At 41.7% G+C, this 17,610-nt stretch carries 10 protein-coding genes; 9 read left to right on the top strand and 1 reads right to left on the bottom strand.

The window, feature by feature from the left end:
• Nucleotides 1–166 precede the first annotated feature (166 nt).
• The 4 genes from EJN84_RS06540 to EJN84_RS06525 are packed head-to-tail and all read left to right on the top strand — an operon-like array spanning nucleotide 167 to nucleotide 6,333.
• Complete coding sequence (locus EJN84_RS06540) at nucleotides 167–3,325, top strand: SusC/RagA family TonB-linked outer membrane protein (RefSeq protein ID WP_129594670.1); 3,159 nt, start codon at nucleotides 167–169, stop codon at nucleotides 3,323–3,325.
• Between the two features lie 20 nt (nucleotides 3,326–3,345).
• Nucleotides 3,346–4,896: a SusD/RagB family nutrient-binding outer membrane lipoprotein gene (locus EJN84_RS06535; RefSeq protein ID WP_129594669.1), complete on the top strand. Its 1,551-nt coding sequence runs from the start codon at nucleotides 3,346–3,348 to the stop codon at nucleotides 4,894–4,896.
• Between the two features lie 20 nt (nucleotides 4,897–4,916).
• Nucleotides 4,917–5,606 carry a BT_2262 family domain-containing protein gene (locus EJN84_RS06530; protein ID WP_129594668.1) on the top strand — a complete coding sequence of 230 codons (690 nt, stop codon included), beginning with the start codon at nucleotides 4,917–4,919 and terminating at the stop codon, nucleotides 5,604–5,606.
• 4 nt (nucleotides 5,607–5,610) lie between these two features.
• Entirely contained in the window at nucleotides 5,611–6,333 is a 723-nt protein-coding gene (locus EJN84_RS06525; protein ID WP_129594667.1) for a lipid-binding protein, read from the top strand.
• Nucleotides 6,334–6,650: 317 nt separating this feature from the next.
• Here the strand turns inward: EJN84_RS06525 and EJN84_RS06520 are convergent, their stop codons facing one another.
• Nucleotides 6,651–6,947 carry a hypothetical protein gene (locus EJN84_RS06520; protein WP_129594666.1) on the bottom strand — a complete coding sequence of 99 codons (297 nt, stop codon included), beginning with the start codon at nucleotides 6,945–6,947 and terminating at the stop codon, nucleotides 6,651–6,653.
• 2,028 nt (nucleotides 6,948–8,975) lie between these two features.
• Here EJN84_RS06520 and EJN84_RS06515 point away from each other — a divergent pair.
• The 5 genes from EJN84_RS06515 to EJN84_RS06495 all read left to right on the top strand — a co-directional run bounded on the left by EJN84_RS06515 (nucleotide 8,976) and on the right by EJN84_RS06495 (nucleotide 17,427).
• Complete coding sequence (locus tag EJN84_RS06515; RefSeq protein WP_129594665.1) at nucleotides 8,976–9,875, top strand: bifunctional enoyl-CoA hydratase/phosphate acetyltransferase; 900 nt, start codon at nucleotides 8,976–8,978, stop codon at nucleotides 9,873–9,875.
• 34 nt (nucleotides 9,876–9,909) lie between these two features.
• Nucleotides 9,910–10,989, top strand: coding sequence for a butyrate kinase (buk, locus tag EJN84_RS06510; RefSeq protein ID WP_129594664.1), 1,080 nt, complete (start codon nucleotides 9,910–9,912; stop codon nucleotides 10,987–10,989).
• Nucleotides 10,990–11,757: 768 nt separating this feature from the next.
• The gene (locus EJN84_RS06505) at nucleotides 11,758–12,942 is read left to right on the top strand and encodes a hypothetical protein (RefSeq protein WP_129594663.1); all 1,185 of its coding nucleotides are present in this window, start codon (nucleotides 11,758–11,760) and stop codon (nucleotides 12,940–12,942) included.
• A 213-nt stretch (nucleotides 12,943–13,155) separates the two neighbouring features.
• On the top strand, nucleotides 13,156–14,835 hold the full coding sequence (locus tag EJN84_RS06500; protein ID WP_129594662.1) for a peptide MFS transporter: 1,680 nt from the start codon (nucleotides 13,156–13,158) through the stop codon (nucleotides 14,833–14,835).
• A 579-nt stretch (nucleotides 14,836–15,414) separates the two neighbouring features.
• Nucleotides 15,415–17,427, top strand: a complete 2,013-nt coding sequence (locus EJN84_RS06495) for a glycoside hydrolase family 97 protein (protein WP_129594661.1) — start codon at nucleotides 15,415–15,417, stop codon at nucleotides 17,425–17,427.
• The last annotated feature ends 183 nt before the right edge of the window (nucleotides 17,428–17,610 follow it).

The following is a 17,610-nucleotide window of genomic DNA, read 5'->3' as shown; positions in this document are numbered from 1 at the left end:
TAATTATGTTAATCGACTGCTGGTATGCACTAAATGCTGTTAGGAACAACCATTCTCTTCGCTTTCGTTTCCCCATCGAATGCGCTCCTGAGATGGATCTTAAGGGCGTTTATAATGGTATAATTTAATTTTTTATTAATCAGTGTTTAATCTAAAAGTAGAGTTTATGAAAAGAAAACTAACAATGTTTTTAGCCCTGTTCATTATCGGGATAGGGATCGTAACCGCTCAGACACAGGTGCGTGGAACAGTTGTGGACGAAACCGGCCAACCGGTGATCGGCGCAACCATCCAAATCAAAGGCACGTCGCAGGGTACGGTTACCGACGTCGACGGACGTTTCAACTTATCGGCTCCCGCCAACGGAACTTTGGTGATTTCGTACGTGGGTATGCGGACACAGGAAGTACCTGTGCAACCAAATGTCAGTGTAACGCTGAGAGAAGACACAGAAATGCTTGATGAAGTCGTGGTCACTGCATTAGGTCTAACCCGAGAAAAAAAGACATTAGGATATGGAGTTGCCTCAGTATCGGCAGACGAAATTACACGTTCTAAAGCCGTAAATCCAATCTCTGCTCTACAAGGAAAAGTTGCGGGGTTGGATGTTTCTTCTTCATCAGCCAACCCTGGAGGAACTCAGAATGTAGTCATTCGCGGTTATAGCTCTTTTGGTAATAATCAACCCCTATATGTGGTTGACGGAGTTCCTATTACGAATGCTCAGAATCGCTCCGGTACTGACCTGAATTCTCAAGCTGACTTTGGATCAGGTATAAACGCCTTGAATCCAAATGATATTGAGAACATCACGGTTTTGAAAGGTTCTGCTGCTTCTGCTCTCTATGGCTCTCGTGCAGCACAGGGGGTAATTATGATTACAACCAAATCGGGCAAAAATACAGATGGGAAATTTTTAATCGCTTATGATGGAGGGCTTACAGTACAACAAGTCGGCCGAATACCCACAGAACAAACAATGTTTGGTCAAGGCTGGAGCGGCGATCGTGCGTTAGATGAAAACGGTAGCTGGGGTGCTCCATTTGATGGAAAAGAGCGTGTGTGGGGAAATATCGTTGATAATAGTCAACAAATTAAGCCATACGTTTACTTAAATAATCGAATTCGTGATTTTTATGATTTTGGTATTGGTTATAACAATGCAGTGTCACTAACAGGAGGTAACGACAAAACACAATTTCATGCTTCCGTATCTCAAAATTATATCGATGGACCAATTCCAACGAACGATGACTCATATAAACGATATACCATTGCTTCTAATGGATCTCACAAAGCAAATAAACTTACTGTAAGCAGCTCAATTAACTTTAGTTCTGAAAGAAATGAAGTGTCTCCAACTGGTCAGGATAATTCCATATATCGTTCCTTGAGTGAAATTGCAACAGATATTTCTATTGTTGATTTAAAAGATTTCAATAATAAATTCAACAATGTAGATAATTATTTCACTCCTTATGGGGTGAATCCATACTATATGCTGCACATAAGGGAAGCAGTTCAAAATAAATACAAATTCTTTGGGAAAGTGCAACTTGATTATGATATTTTAGATAATCTGAAATTCACTTATCGTTTCGGAGGAGACTATGAGTCATCGATTGCCGACACACATTCGGATGCCATTAAATTTTCGCCGGGATCCCCAAATGAAGACTCTTCTAATGAGAATCCGGGTTGGTATGACCAAACCAGAAGACAGAGAATACAAGTGAATCATGATTTTATTTTAAACTATCAAGATCAATTTGGCGATTTTTCATTAAATGCTATTGCCGGAGGCAATACTAATGAACAATCCTACAATGCAATTGGAGGTCAGATCACATCAATAGACATACCCGGATTTTACGATTTCACAAATTCACTAAGTCCTTCTACTGCAACTCAGGCTTCGACTCTCTATCGATTATGGGGTATGTATTTAAATGCTGATTTGGGATATCGCGATTACCTGTATTTAACCCTAACAGGAAGAAATGATTACTCTTCTACTTTACCTTCAGGAAAGAACTCATATTTTTATCCAAGCGGAATGTTGAGTTTCTTACTTACTGACTATCTTAAGGGGAAAGATGTAGATACAGGTATTCTTGACTTTGCAAAACTACGTTTGTCCTACGGTCGTACCGGAAAAGATGCGGGGCTTTATGCAGTTAATGCGAGACTTGCAGCGGCCGAAATATCTAACCCAGGATATCCTAATGTCGATTATCTCACATTCCCTATCGGAGGAGTGAATGCGTACTCCGTTTCAAACACGGCAGGAAACATCAATTTAAAGCCGGAGTTGACCGATGAATTTGAAATCGGAGCTGATCTTAACTTTTTTAAACATCGATTAGGCTTAGAACTCTCTTACTACAACAAAATGACAAATGGGCTTATTGCAACTCTGCCTATCGATCCTACTACCGGATATACTTCCCAGATGGCTAATTTGGGAGATGTGAGAAATCAAGGTATCGAACTTCTTTTGAATATATCACCTATACGGTCAAAAGATTTTCAATGGGATATCTCTTATAACTTTACAAAGAACTACAATAAAGTTGAACGTTTGGATGTACCGGAAGTTTTTCTTGGTGGATTTGGAGGAATTGGCATCTATGCTGTAGAAGGAGAACCGATCGGACAGTTTAAGTCCCAGAAAGCTCTTAAAGTCGAAATCGACGGGGTTGAGCATACAGTAGTAGATGGGAATGGCAATCCTCAGCCCACCCCAAATGAGGTTTATCTAAACAAAGATATTAATGAGAAATACAGAATGGGTCTGACAAATACATTTACCTACAAAGGACTCTCACTTTCAGGCACTTTTGATTTCCGATACGGTGGAAACATCTACAGTTATACAAAAGATTATATGCATTGGGTTGGAAGTGGTCCCGAAACGGTATATAATGATAGAAATCCATTTATCATTCCTAATTCGGTTGTAGATAATTTAGATGGTACTTATAGTGAAAACACCACACCTGTAGATCCTACGGCTCTTCATACCTTTTACAGCAACGGCGGATTCGATTATTCTGACTTTGCTGTCATAGATCGTTCTTATCTAAAACTCAGAAATGTTAGTCTGGTGTATGAATTGCCTAAATCGTTAGTAACAAGGTTAGGTATAACTCGATTGAGTGCTTCTCTCACTGCTTCAAATATCCTCTTGTGGACTCCGGCAGAGAATCAATACATCGATCCGGAGATAACTACTTTCGGAAATAATATTGCAGCCAAATTTGGTGAGTTTGGAACTACTCCTCCTTATCAAACCTATGTATTTGGATTAAATGTGACATTTTAATTATTATAAAATTAGAGATTATGAAAAATAAATTATTAATTATATTTTCCGTTATTATCACTCTGGTTGTCATTCCAAGTTGTAATGATTGGCTCGACGTGAATCACGACCCCAATGCCTTGGAGGAAATCCCTGATGCAAAAGTTTTATTACCGGCAGCAGAAGTGGGCGTTGCTAATAACTTAATGGGATGGGATTTTGGTTTTGGCGGTGGTTTTTGGGTGGAGTACTGGACCCAATCCTACACAGCCTCACAGTTCAAATCACTCTGCGAATATCTACCTCAGGAATTTAACACCACTTATCAATCATTGATGAGAGAGCCCATGACTGACCTCGAACGAATTAAAAAGATGTCAGCCGATGATGAAAACAGGGGATATTATTTTGTCGCAGAGGCTTTATCTATTTTCACTTGGCAGATTATAACCGATGTTTGGGGTGATATGCCCTACTTTGAAGCCTTGAAAGGTGATGAAGAAGTTTTCCACCCTGTTCAGGATAAAGGAGACGCTATCTATGCGGATTTACTGAAAAGAGTAGATAAATTATTGGCGGTAGATTTAAGTAAGTCTTATATTGATGCTTCATATGATTTAATCTATCAAGGGAACTTGGATCAATGGTACAGATTTGCCAATTCTTTGAAACTGAAATTGATGATACGTTTATCTGAAACACCTCAGTATAAAAATGCAGACGTATTAAGTTTTATCAATTCGGCTGACCTCCTAATCAAAAGCGCTAAGATACCAGGATCCGTATGGGATGAGAAAGTGGAAGGCAAGCGTCATCCCATGAGAGAATTTCAATTAGGAGGGGCTAATTATTTCTCAACAAATGTGATAGCCTGCAAAAATTTTATTGACTATTTAAGCACAAATGACGATCCGCGTCTCAAGAAATTATTTGTAGGAACAAAGGGCGCTTTTTTCGGAGATTTTGATTCTAAGTTTGATTCTGATGGCAACGGGACAACTGATGATAAGGAAACCTACGCAACCTCCATATTTAATCTCGATGAAAAAAAACTTGAAGAAAATAATTTATTAGAGGTCCTTGATTTAATGCTAATGTCCGAATGGGAAGTAAATTTCTACATTGCCGAAGTATATGCGCGAGCATCTCAAGCAGCCCAAGCCAAAGATTATTATGAAAAAGGAGTAATTGCATCGTTGAAACAACATGGAATTGATGATTATTCAATTATTGAAGCGAATGGTTATGCCAAATGGCAGGGAGGAAATACCGAAGCAATGATCAAACAAATTGCGATGCAAAAATGGGTAGCTAACGCCAATTATCAGCACATTGAGTCATTTTTGGAACGAAACAGGACAAAATATCCTTCTGTCAATGAGATTGATATAGCTGCAAATAGAGTTGTTGCAAATGCTAATTTCCCAATTGGAGATTTAACTATATCGGTCAAAGGTAGAGGTCTTCTCCAAGGGAATTTGCCGGCTTCACCTCTTTATCCAAGCTCTTACATTTTCAGGAACAATAATGCGCCCAATCAAAAACCAAATGTCGGAGTAAAAGTATGGTGGGATGTTAAAAACGGAAAATAAATTTAATATATACATAAAATATGAAAAAGAATTTATTATACATTTCAATTATATTGATTTCTCTTTCTTTCTTCTACTCTTGTGAGAAAGAAACAGAGGGAGTGTCAAGTATATTGTATTTTGAACTTTTTGAAGGTGAGAATTATCTTCTTCCATTGAATAATGTTTACAAAGAACCTGGTTATAAAGTAATTTATGCAGGCGAGGATATTACTAATACAGTAAAGGTTGAAGGTGAAGTTGACGGAAATACTGTTGGTGTTTATCCCATAAATTATTCCATAGTGAATGCTGATGGTGTAAAAACCACAAGAACACGCACAGTAATTGTAGCCGATCCATCTATAACAACAGATATTTCGGGAGAATATATAACGGTTGAAGGCACTCGAAGAGAAGCTGCTGTAATTACTCCTTACCCTGGTTTTAAGGTTTCAATAAAGAAAATTGCTCCGGGGTTCTTCGAAGTTTCAGATTTACTGGGAGGGTATTACGATCAAAGGGCCAAATATGGTAGTTTATATGCCGCAAAAGGTCAAATTCAGCTTAAGCCAGATAATACATTAGCATTACTTTCCAGCCATGTTTCTGGATGGGGAGATTCGTTGAGTGATTTAATGGATGCTGTTTATAATCCTGAGGATGGCTCCATTAAATGGACGGCCTATTATGCAGGAATGAAATTCTTTATAGTACTTAATAAAAAATAGAAATATGAGAAAAAATATTTATTTAATGGGTATATTCCTAACTATTATCAGTTTTAATTCGTGCCAGAAAGAACTTGATAATTGGTACACTGAAACAGCCTCCTATGATGGACGCTACGTCGTAGCCACAACTTGTGAGGAATATTCAGACGACGATACATCCATCGAGGATGGCATTGAATTGATGATATACAACAGTGCCGCAAATGTAAAAGATGAAATATGGTTGGATACCGAGGTAGCTGGGGCTCACATAAAAGCAAAATTCAAAATTACTGGCGACATCTCTTTATTCAAATCGGATGAAACCGTATCAAATATTGCAAGCACCTATTATTATATTTTTAGACCTACCGGCGGAATAGCTTCATTTAGTCAGAGTAATGCAAATTCCTATTATGGTGTTCCTACTTCAGAAGGAACATTAATTGATGGAATTCAACTTTATACAAGGGTTACTCTTGAGGAGGGGAAAATCATTCCTAAAGGTGCTACAACAATAGGAGGAAATACTTCAGATAGTATATATGTAAAAGCTGTAATGCATCATGATTTTGTTGTGTTCGAAAGCTATACTCTTCCAGAAGATGAATGGGAAGATCCCCAAGTGCCCAAGTATGCATGGCGATTAAAACCCGGAAGCAACACCCCCGCTCCAGCCGCCGACTGGGATGAACATTGGACTCTTGCAGGATATCGTTATACAGGCATGCCTGAAGATATGTAAAAATATCTAATGTATGAATTATAGTTCAAAAAAGAGTGTCCTGAACGGACACTCTTTTTGTATTCGTAAACTGCAACATTTACCATGATTTAGTGAATACGTATATTATCCCCGCCCGATTTCCTATTCCACCTACTTGAGAGGGATATTAGTCTTCTGTTAGATGTAAAAGCAATTTCAAATTGAGAATAATCTGTCTGAATGCCACCACAACTTGATAGATAACAACTTCTGCCGGCGCAGACATCTATCTGTGCCTCTGCCGATAAGAAACGGCACAAGTAAACACCTGCGCCGGCAAACTTTCCTCCTATCCTTCATCTCAATCCAATCCATCTATAACCCTCTTGCGCTATAGCTCCGACATAGCTCCGAGGCAACTCCATGTTTCCTCCATGGTAGCTCCATGTTTCCTCTAACCCACTTCGCACCGCGCTGGCGCAGATATCTATCTGTGCCGCTACCGATAAGAAACGGCACAGGTAAGCACCTCCGCCGGCAAAGGGTATAAACTTTCGGAAAACTACATCAGCCAAGAAAATTGCGGTTTCTACATTTCGTGATGAAGCGAATCCGTAGAAAATCGTTAAATAATGAGGCCAAATTAACACCATATCCTATCAAATCCCATCATCTTCGCTCAATGATGACACGTTCGGCGAGGAATGACCTCCCGTTTTCACTCTGAAATGACACGATTGACTTGCCACGACCTGTCATCTTGATGTGAAGAAAGCATGTCCGGCGCCAAAAGTCATGGTTTCTACACCGCTGATTACATGTTTTAGCCAAAAAATACGTATAGCATGATTGTTTATGAATTACGGTTTCATTCAATTGTGCTTCCACTAATGCAATACCACATGAATTAATTGACAATTGATAATGGATAATGGATAATGGATAATGGATAATTGAAAGAAGTGGAGAAGTTAGAAATGAGGAAATATCATAGCCCCGTCGGGGCGACAATTCTTTATCCCTGAAATTGTTGTCGTAAGGTCATCCCTACAGGATTTTGTGTTTTGGTTCGGTCTCTTTTTCTAGCAAAAGGTTGTCCATACGGGACAAATTCAATTTCATACGCTACTCGCTTTTATCTCTCTATAACTTTCAACTTTTAACTTTATGAACTTTCAAACTGTATCCGGCTGCTTCCACAAATTCAATACCACATGAATTAATTGACAATTGATAATGGATAATGGATAATTGAAAGAAGTGGAGAAGTTAGAAATGAGGAAATATCATAGCCCCGTCGGGGCGACAATTCTTTATCCCTGAAATTGTTGTCGTAAGGTCATCCCTACAGGATTTTGTGTCTTGGTTCGGGTTCTTTTTCTACCAAAAGGTTGTCCCTACGGGACAAATTCAATTTCATTCTCCAGTACCACACGAAAGAATTCGTGCGGCAGCGTGGGGTTACGTATGAATATCTGATGTTCTGCCTTCCAGGCAGATTTCCGATGTTGATCAACCCCGCAGAATGAATTCTGCGGTTATGAAAATTCGGCTTTCCAAGCCAAAAAACATCCTCGAAGGCAGAAATCCATCGCAATCGAGGCCTTCAATCCACCGCCCCACCTTTGCCGGAATAACAATAGGTCACGACTTGTAGCCAAAAACAATAAAAGAATTTGCCTGAAAGGCAATAACCTTCATAACCGCAGGTCAACGACCTGCGGACAATGACACCACTCCCCCCACTGCCTGAAAGGCAGAACTATTGCCGCTGAATGGAGAATATCTGCACCGACAAAAAAAACAAACAAAATGGAAATTTGAAATTGGTAATTCGTAATTGGTAATTGATAATTCTACTTTCTAACTCATCTCCAACCTCCAATATTTCGCTGCCACGCAGCTCCGGATTGTGTTGATGAATTTCTTTTACTACCAATATTTTGCTGCTACGCAGCTTTTAAAGCTGACAGCCAATAGCTTTTATAATTTTTGATTCTCCAACCTCAAACCTCTAACCTCTACATCGCATAATCAGCAACTTGTAATTAGTAATTGGTAATTAGTAACTTGTAATTCTCATTTTCCACTTCTTTCCCCTTTGCCTGAAAGGCAATAATCGCCATAACAATAGGTCACGACTTGTAGCCAAAAACAATAAAAGAATTTGCCTGAAAGGCAATAACCTTCATAACCGCAGGTCAACGACCTGCGGACAATGACACCACTCCCCCCACTGCCTGAAAGGCAGAACCATCGCCGCTGAAGTGAAAATATCTGCACCGGGGAAAAACAAACAAGATTGAATTCGTAATTTGTAATTCTCATTTCTCAAACCGCCAACCTCCAATATTTCGCTGCCACGCAGCTCCGGATTGTGTTGATGAATTTCTTTTACTACCAATATTTTGCTGCTACGCAGCTTTTAAAGCTGACAGCCAATAGCTTTTATAATTTTTGATTTTCCAACCTCTAATCTCCAACCTCCAATCTCTATCCTCCAACCTCCACTCTCAACTTTCTACTTTTAACTTTTAACTTTTAACTTCTCCACTTCTTCGTAATTGGTAATTACAAATCTCATCCTTGACATTTGTCACAAAAAACACACCCGTAATCAATCAGAATTCCGATTTTTTTTGTTCTTTTGTTAGTAAATTACTTCAAAATAACATTCATGTATGATTAGCAAGTTGTCTGAACTGATAGAAATAGCCCGTAACAAACCCATGCGCAGGATAGCAGTGGCGGCGGCCGCAGACGAAGAGGTGCTGAGAGCGCTGAAAGAAGCCGTAGGATTGCAAATCGTGCACCCGATATTGGTGGGAAACAAGAGAGAGATTGAAGACATTGCCCGATCCATCAATTTCGATTTGAAAGGCATTGAAACGATAGATCACGATGAAAGCGCATCAGTTTCGGCCGAGATTGCCGTTTCGCTGGTGAAGAAGGGAGAAGCCGACATACTGATGAAAGGATTTTTGAGCACGAGCGAATTGTTGAAAGCGGTTCTCGACAAGAATAACGGCATACGCACAACTCAAGTATTGAGTCATGTGGCATTTATGGAGTCACCCTACTACCACAAATTGTTGGGATTGACGGATGTTGCAATGAATATTGCACCCGATCTGGACACGAAAGCACACATCATACGCAATGCCGTAGAAGCGAGTCGAAGGCTTGGAACAGACAACCCCAAAGTGGCAGTGGTAGCTGCTGTGGAAACCGTGAATCAGAAAATGGAAGCCACCGTTCACGCAGCCAAGCTTAGGGATATGAACCGTGAAGGCACGTTGACTGACTGTATCGTCGAAGGGCCGTTAGCCCTCGATATTGCCATCGATAAGCAGGCGGCTCTGCACAAGGGGATCGACAATGCGGTTGCCGGCGACAGCGATATTATACTTGTGCCCGATATCGAAGCCGGAAATATTTTATACAAAGCACTCAACTTTTTGGGCGGCGCTAAATCGGCCGCAATAGTGATGGGAGCATCGGTTCCTATCGTGCTCACGTCGCGAGCGGATGACGAAAGGAGCAAACTTTTGTCGATAGCTCTGGCAGCAGTCATTAGATGAGATTGAAGAAACACTTAGAAAAATAGTTGACAATATGGATAAAAATGTTCGCATTTTGGCAATAAATCCCGGTTCAACGTCCACGAAAATTGCCGTTTATCAAAACGAAAAAGTCGTTTTTCTGAAAACGATTCGTCATTCGCCTGAGGAATTGGCTAAATTTCCCCGTATAACCGATCAGTATCAATATCGGAAGGAAAAAATTCATCAAGAGCTGAAGGATGCCGATATTTATTTCGACCTGATCCGTGCAGTAATTGGCAGAGGCGGACTTGTGAAACCGATCGCATCGGGAGTTTATCGGGTGAACGAGGCCATGCGGCAAGATTTGCTTGCCTGCAAAATGGGAGAACATGCCAGCAATCTGGGGGCACTCATTGCCGACGATATTGCAAAGGAATTGCCCAACGCTATCGCACTGATAGCCGATCCGGTAGTGGTGGACGAGTTCGAACCGCTTGCCCGTTATTCGGGTCATCCGGCCTTCGAGCGGGTTTCAATTTTTCATGCACTCAATCAGAAAGCCATAGCACGTTCGCATGCCAAATCCATTATGAGGCAATATGAAGACATGAATCTGATTGTAGCACACCTGGGGGGAGGCATCACAGTAGGTGCTCACCGGAAAGGCAGGGTGATTGACGTGAACCAAGGCTTGGATGGCGACGGACCGTTTTCGCCCGAACGATCGGGGGGATTGCCATCGGGAGCATTGGTGCGTGCCGCCTTCAGCGGGAAATATACGCTCGGGGAAATGACCGAAATGATTACCGGAAAAGGAGGGTTGATGGCTTATATGGGCACCAACGATGCTTATCTGGTGGAACGAAACGCAAAAGACGGCGACCGAAAAAGCACGGAAGTGCTCGAGGCAATGGCTTATCAGGTGGCTAAGGAGATCGGGGCGATGTCAACGGTGCTAAAAGGTGAGGTTGATGGCATTTTGATAACCGGTGGCATGGCTAACAGCAGATGGATTTGTAACTTGATTATCGAACGAGTTTTCAAAATAGCGCCTATCTATATTTATCCCGGCGAAGACGAGATGCGCGCTTTGGCAGAGAATGCCTTGCTTGCCATCAACGGCGAAGTGGAAGTAAAAGAGTATGTGTGATGGAGAGTGTGGAAATTGGGAAGTGAAAAGTGGAGGTTGGGGATTGGAGAATGGGAAATAGGGGCGAAAAATTTTTCGCCTGTACTTTGAGCTATTTTCATAAAGAATTCATCAGTAAATCAATAAATCTCCGAATCGGTAAATTATCCATTGTACATTATCAATTAACAATTGACTTCTTGGGGCGTTGCCCCAAACCCCACTGACTTTTTTGTCTTGACACAAAAAAGTTAGCAAAAAAGGTCAAGACTGCCTCTCCTCATCGACCCGATAGCTGCTTGTTCGCTAAAAGACAAATAACTCGTCCCCACGAAATACGTCGGGACTCAAACAGCTTGTCTTTTGCCTTGCGGCACGCTCTCTACGCAGATCGGGTGCCCCGATGATGAGAGGAGGTCGGGAAAATAATTGAGAATGGAGAATTGAAAGAAGAAGTTGGAAATGAAGAAATAGGAACTAAGAATTTACCGTGAATCATTACAAAATTATCTGCGGATATCTGCTTGAAATCTTTTTCTGAACTTTTTCTCGCTGATTGAATCTTTTTTCTGCGATGATCTGCGTGAACTTTCAAGAGAAATGAGAAGTGAAAAGTGGAGGTTGGGGATTGGAGAATGGGAAATAGGGGCGAAAAATTTTTCGCCTGTACTTTGAGCTATTTTCATAAAGAATTCATCAGTAAATCAGTAAATCAATAAATCATCGAATCGGTAAATTATCCATTGCTCAGTATCAACAGTCAATCGATCTTTTCGTACTTTTGCAGAGATGTATATTTTTAACCCCGAACATGATTTGGCATTGGGCAACTTCGGCGCTAACTACACTCCACCCGAATCGGCAGTGAAACTTGCGTCGGATTTGGCATTGTTGCCCGTTTGGTATGCCCCCGACGGCGAGCATATTGTTGCCGAAGGTGCAGCGAATGCAGACTATCTCCGAACACTGCAATCGATGCTTCCCATTCACTCGGAAATGATACCTTTTACAGAAATTCCATCCTTTGCATCGGAAATAATTATTCCTTGGGGCTGGAATCCATTGCTGCGACAACAATTAATGAAAGCAGGCGTTTCGTCAGATTTTCTTCCTTCGATGGAAGACTTATCTCGCTTGCGCGACTATTCGGGGCGACAACATGCTGCAAGGTTGCTACACGAATTACTGCCGCAAAACGATATTTTTTGTGGCGGTGCTCTTTTTTTCACCCGATTGTACGAAGTGCAGGAATATCTTTCGTCGTTTTCGGGCGACAAGGTATTAAAGATGCCCAACTCGGGAAGCGGAAAAGGATTGATTTGGATCAAAGGTGAAATAACCGACAAACAGATCGATTGGTGCAGGCGAGTGATTGCAACACAAGGAGGGGTAGTTGCCGAGCCGGTTTATGACAAACAAACCGACTTGGCAATGGAGTTTTCGGCCAATCGTCGAAAAGTAAACTTCGAATGTTATTCGCTTTTCGAATCGGCCTCCTCCGGTGCTTATGCAGGAAATCGCTTACTCACCGACAAACAGTTTGAGGATGAGGTATTGAAATTTATCGACGTTTCGGTTTTATACCGTTTACGAGAGGAATTGACCGTCCGTTTAGCCGAATATTTTCCCGAATATGAAGGACCGATGGGTGTAGATATGATGATTTGCCGAACGGAAGAAGGTTTTCGGCTGCATCCGTGCGTGGAAATAAATATGCGGATGAACATGGGGATTGTAGCGCGACGCTTTTTCGATCGATTTGTTCATCCGGATTCCGAAGGCATGTATCGCATCGGCTATTTCAAGCGCGAAGGAGAGGCCTCGAAATTTTGTTGCGAACAGAAAAAAGCCTTTCCCCTCGAAATCGATCATGGAAAAATTTCTTCCGGATATCTGCCCCTCACCCCCGTGAACGAAACCACACGCTATGTGGCGTGGTCAAGAATTTTCAGAAAAGAGGAAATTCGTGAATAACAGCATTATCGACATACATACCAAAGATCGCCTTCGGGAAATATTTCGGATCTAACTATACGATCATGCGCAGCTTTTCGAAAAAAATCGGGTACATTCTAAAACGATATTTTTAGAAAGATGAAATTTTTACGAGATTTTTATGTATGTTTGCACACTCATTTACCGAGAACTAATAAAAATATGTAATTAACCATAAACAAAAATGTAAACATGTTTGAAGGACATCCAAAAGGTTTATATGCGTTGGCGTTAGCCAACACAGGCGAGCGATTTGGCTACTACACGATGTTGGCCATTTTCACGCTCTTTTTACAAGCAAAATTCGGCTTCACGATCGATCAGACGTCCACCATCTTCGGAGGATTTTTGGCGATGGTGTATTTTATGCCGCTTGTTGGAGGAATTCTGGCCGACAAATTCGGTTATGGAAAGATGGTTACGGCAGGTATCGTGATCATGTTTGTCGGATATCTTCTCCTTGCCATCCCCACGGGATTTGATAAGATGGGAATGGGGCAAATCATGATGTTTTCGGCTTTGGCATTAATAGCCATCGGCACGGGTTTATTCAAAGGTAACCTGCAGGTAATTGTCGGAAACCTATACGACGATCCCAGGTATAGTGCAAAAAGAGACACCGCGTTCAGCATCTTTTACATGGCCATCAATATTGGAGCACTTTTCGCGCCTACTGCGGCCACCAAAGTAACAAACTACTTTATGGCAAAAGCCGGATTTACCTATAATCCGCAAATTCCGGCGCTGGCTCATCAATTTTTGCGCGGAGAAATAAAACCCGAAGGACTCGAGCAACTCAACAATCTCGCAATTTCTCAGAATTTCACCGGCGATTTGGCCCAATTTAGCACCGCATATATCGAACAATTGGCGCAGTCGTACAACTACGGATTTGCCGTTGCATGCATCTCGCTCATTGCTTCGATGGCCATTTATCTGGGATTTCAATCCACTTTCAAGCACGCCATTCTAAGCTCGAAACAAACAAAAGCTGCCGGAGTGAACCACGAGCCGGAATTGACTCCGCAACAAACCAAAGAACGCATCACAGCTTTGCTGCTTGTATTTGCGGTTGTAATTTTCTTTTGGATGTCGTTTCACCAAAACGGATTGACGATGACATATTTCGCTCGCGATTACACATCAAACATTGCCGACGGCATCACGCGTATAGGATTCGATGTATGGAATTTGGTATTGATCATCATAGCGGTATATGCGGGATTTTCGGTTTTCCAGTCCAAAACTTCGCGTGCCAAACTTATTTCGGGAGGAATCGTAGCGTTATCGCTAATAGCGCTGGTCATCAAATATATGGCGATGCCTCCTGCGATCGAAATTGCGCCACAAATATTCCAACAATTCAACCCGTTTTTCGTTGTAGCACTTACTCCTGTTTCGTTGGCCATATTCTCTTCGCTGGCAAAAAAAGGAAAAGAACCTTCGGCTCCGCGAAAAATTGGGTATGGAATGATTGTCGCGGCATTAGGGTTCATCATTATGGCCGTAGGGTCGATGGGTCTGGCTTCGCCTGACGAACTGAAAGATGTAGGTGGGGTGAGCGATGTGCTCGTATCGCCCAATTGGCTCATATCCACTTATCTGGTGCTGACCTTTGCAGAACTTCTGCTTTCGCCGATGGGTATCTCATTCGTATCTAAAGTAGCTCCTCCAAAATACAAAGGAGCCATGATGGGCAGTTGGTTTGCCGCCACTGCAATAGGAAATTATCTGACTTCCATCATCGGCTACCTGTGGGGGCCCATTCCTTTGTGGATGGTTTGGGGCGTACTGGTTGCATGCTGTTCGATTTCGGCAATATTCATTTTCTCAATCATGAAAAAGCTCGAAAAAGCCACCGGAGACGCATAAACAATATAACTTAAATGCAAATTTTTTTATAGGCAAGACAAATTAATTGATCATGCACAATGTATAATGGACAATTGATAATGTCTTATGTATTGATTTGACGATTTATCGATTTACCGATGAATTCCGGACGATGTAAGGATAATGTTCGACCTCGCATCTTGGTGTCTTCGTGGCAAATAAAGGTACTGCCTTTCAGGCAGCTTTTCGACGACGATTCATAACCGCAGAATAGATTCTGCGGTTATGAAAATTCGGCTTTTCAAGCCAAAAACACCCTCGTATACAGGAATTCATCACAGTCGAAGCCTTCATTTCACCCGCTCAACTTTGCCTGAAAGGCAATAACCTTCATAACCGCAGGTATGCGACCTACGGACAAAGACGATACTGCAATCCCTGCCTGAAGGGCAGAACTATTGGGGTTGTACAGAAAGCAAAAGCTGATTCGTAATTGAAATTCCCAGTTCACTTTACCTATCTATATCCATGTCTCATAAAAATCAAAAAGTTTTTTTCGATTTTTAAAATTTAATTCCGATATTTGTTCGTTTTAAAATCCATTTAACAAACAAATACATGCTCATGAAAACTTTATTTCTATCCATTCTTTCCTTTTTTTTGGTTGCATCGATCGCGGCCGAATCCTATGTTTTGAAGTCGCCTGACGGCAAAATAAGCGTGAATGTGAAAATCGAAGATAAGATTCGTTTTTCTGTCAATCACGAACAAACCGAAGTAATGTCCCCTTCTACCATTTCGATGACCTTGGCAGATGGGACAGTATGGGGTCAGAAAGCAAAATTGACCGGTAAAAAAACAAAAAGCATCAACGAAACCTTATACCCTCAGATATACAAGAAAAATGAAATCGGCAACTCGTATAACGAATTGATTCTAAATTTCAAGGGTAATTACAGCCTAATTTTCAGAGCATTCAATCAGGGAGTAGCCTATCGTTTTTCGTCCTCCAACAAAGACAGTATCACTGTCACAAACGAAGAGGTGAATTTGCAATTTGGCAATGATTATTCGACTATTGTTCCCTACGTGAGAGGCGACAACCCCAAGACATTTGAACAGCAGTTTTTCAACTCATTCGAGAACACATACACCCATGCAAGTATTAGCCAATTGGAACCGAATCGATTAATGTTTCTACCTCTCGTGGTGGAATTGAATGACGGGAAAAAACTTTGCATCACGGAATCGGATCTGGAAAGTTATCCCGGGCTTTATCTGAACAAGGCAACCGATTTAGCGCTTCGAGGCGTTTTTGCTCCTCATCCCAAAAAAATCAAACAAGGTGGTCATAATATGCTTCAGGGAATTGTAACGGAACGTGAAAATTTCATTGCCAAATGCAAAGGCACACGCAACTTTCCCTGGCGTGTGTTTGCCATTTCGTCGAGCGACAAAGAGCTCATGAACAACGACCTTGTTTATCAGCTGGCAACTCCTTCGCGCATTGAAAACACCTCGTGGATAAAACCCGGGAAAGTAGCATGGGAATGGTGGAACGACTGGAACGTTTACGACGTCGATTTCAAGTCGGGGATCAACAACCCAACCTACAAATACTACATCGATTTTGCGTCGAAACACGGCATCGAATACATCATTCTCGACGAAGGATGGGCTGTAAACCTGAAAGCAGATTTATTACAAGTTGTTCCCGAAATCGATATTCAAGAACTTGTAAGTTACGGAAAAGCACGCAACGTCGGAATTATTTTGTGGGCAGGGTACATGGCAGTAGAGCGAGATATGGAAAATGTATTTAAAACTTATTCCGATATGGGTGTCAAGGGATTTAAGGTGGATTTTATGGACCGAGACGATCAGGCGATGGTCGATTTTTACTATCGTTGCGCCGAAACCGCTGCCAAATATCACCTGATGATCGATTTTCATGGTGCCTACAAACCTACAGGGCTGAATCGGACTTATCCCAATGTCATCAATTTCGAAGGCGTGCATGGACTGGAACAATTAAAATGGTCGCCGGCTTCGGTTGATATGGTGAAATATGATGTTACCATACCGTTTATACGCATGCTGGCCGGGCCGATGGATTATACGCAAGGAGCCATGCGCAATGCCACGAAGGAAAACTATCGTCCGATCAATAGTGAACCGATGAGTCAGGGAACGCGTTGCCATCAATTGGCCGAATATGTGATTTTCGAATCCCCTTTAAATATGCTTTGCGACAGTCCTTCGAACTACGACCGCGAGCCGGAATGCACGGATTTTATCTCGAATATCCCCACCGTGTGGGACGAAACGCAGGCATTAGACGGAAAAATTGGCCAATATGCCGTCATTGCCCGCCGCAAAAATGATGTTTGGTATGTTGGTGGGCTCACCAATTGGGATAAACGGGATCTTACGGTTGATCTGTCGTTTTTGGGAGATGGCACTTATGAAATAGAACTATTCCGTGACGGGATAAATGCAGACAGGGCAGCTCGCGATTTCAAACGTGAAATTTTTCTGGTTCCCTACAATCGGCAATTATCCGTAACCTTGATGCCCGGAGGTGGCTTTGCGGCCAAAGTCATCAAAAGTGACGGATTGCCATTGCGATGATCTATCGATAAACCGAGATCTTATCAATCCTAAAATTTTTTGACCCGTAATTATCGGAAAACCCAACCGAAAATAATTACGGGTTTAACATTTTGCAATGTGTTCAACGATTGATATATAAAATTTCGATCTTGAATTTCCATCTATTCCCTCCGGAAAAGCATGTTTTTTTGAGTATATTTG

It is taken from the genome of Seramator thermalis (genome assembly GCF_004138125.1).
Lineage (GTDB): Bacteria > Bacteroidota > Bacteroidia > Bacteroidales > Dysgonomonadaceae > Seramator > Seramator thermalis.
The sequence above is the reverse complement of the archived record's forward strand: the minus strand, read 5'-3'. Positions and strand labels throughout refer to the sequence as shown.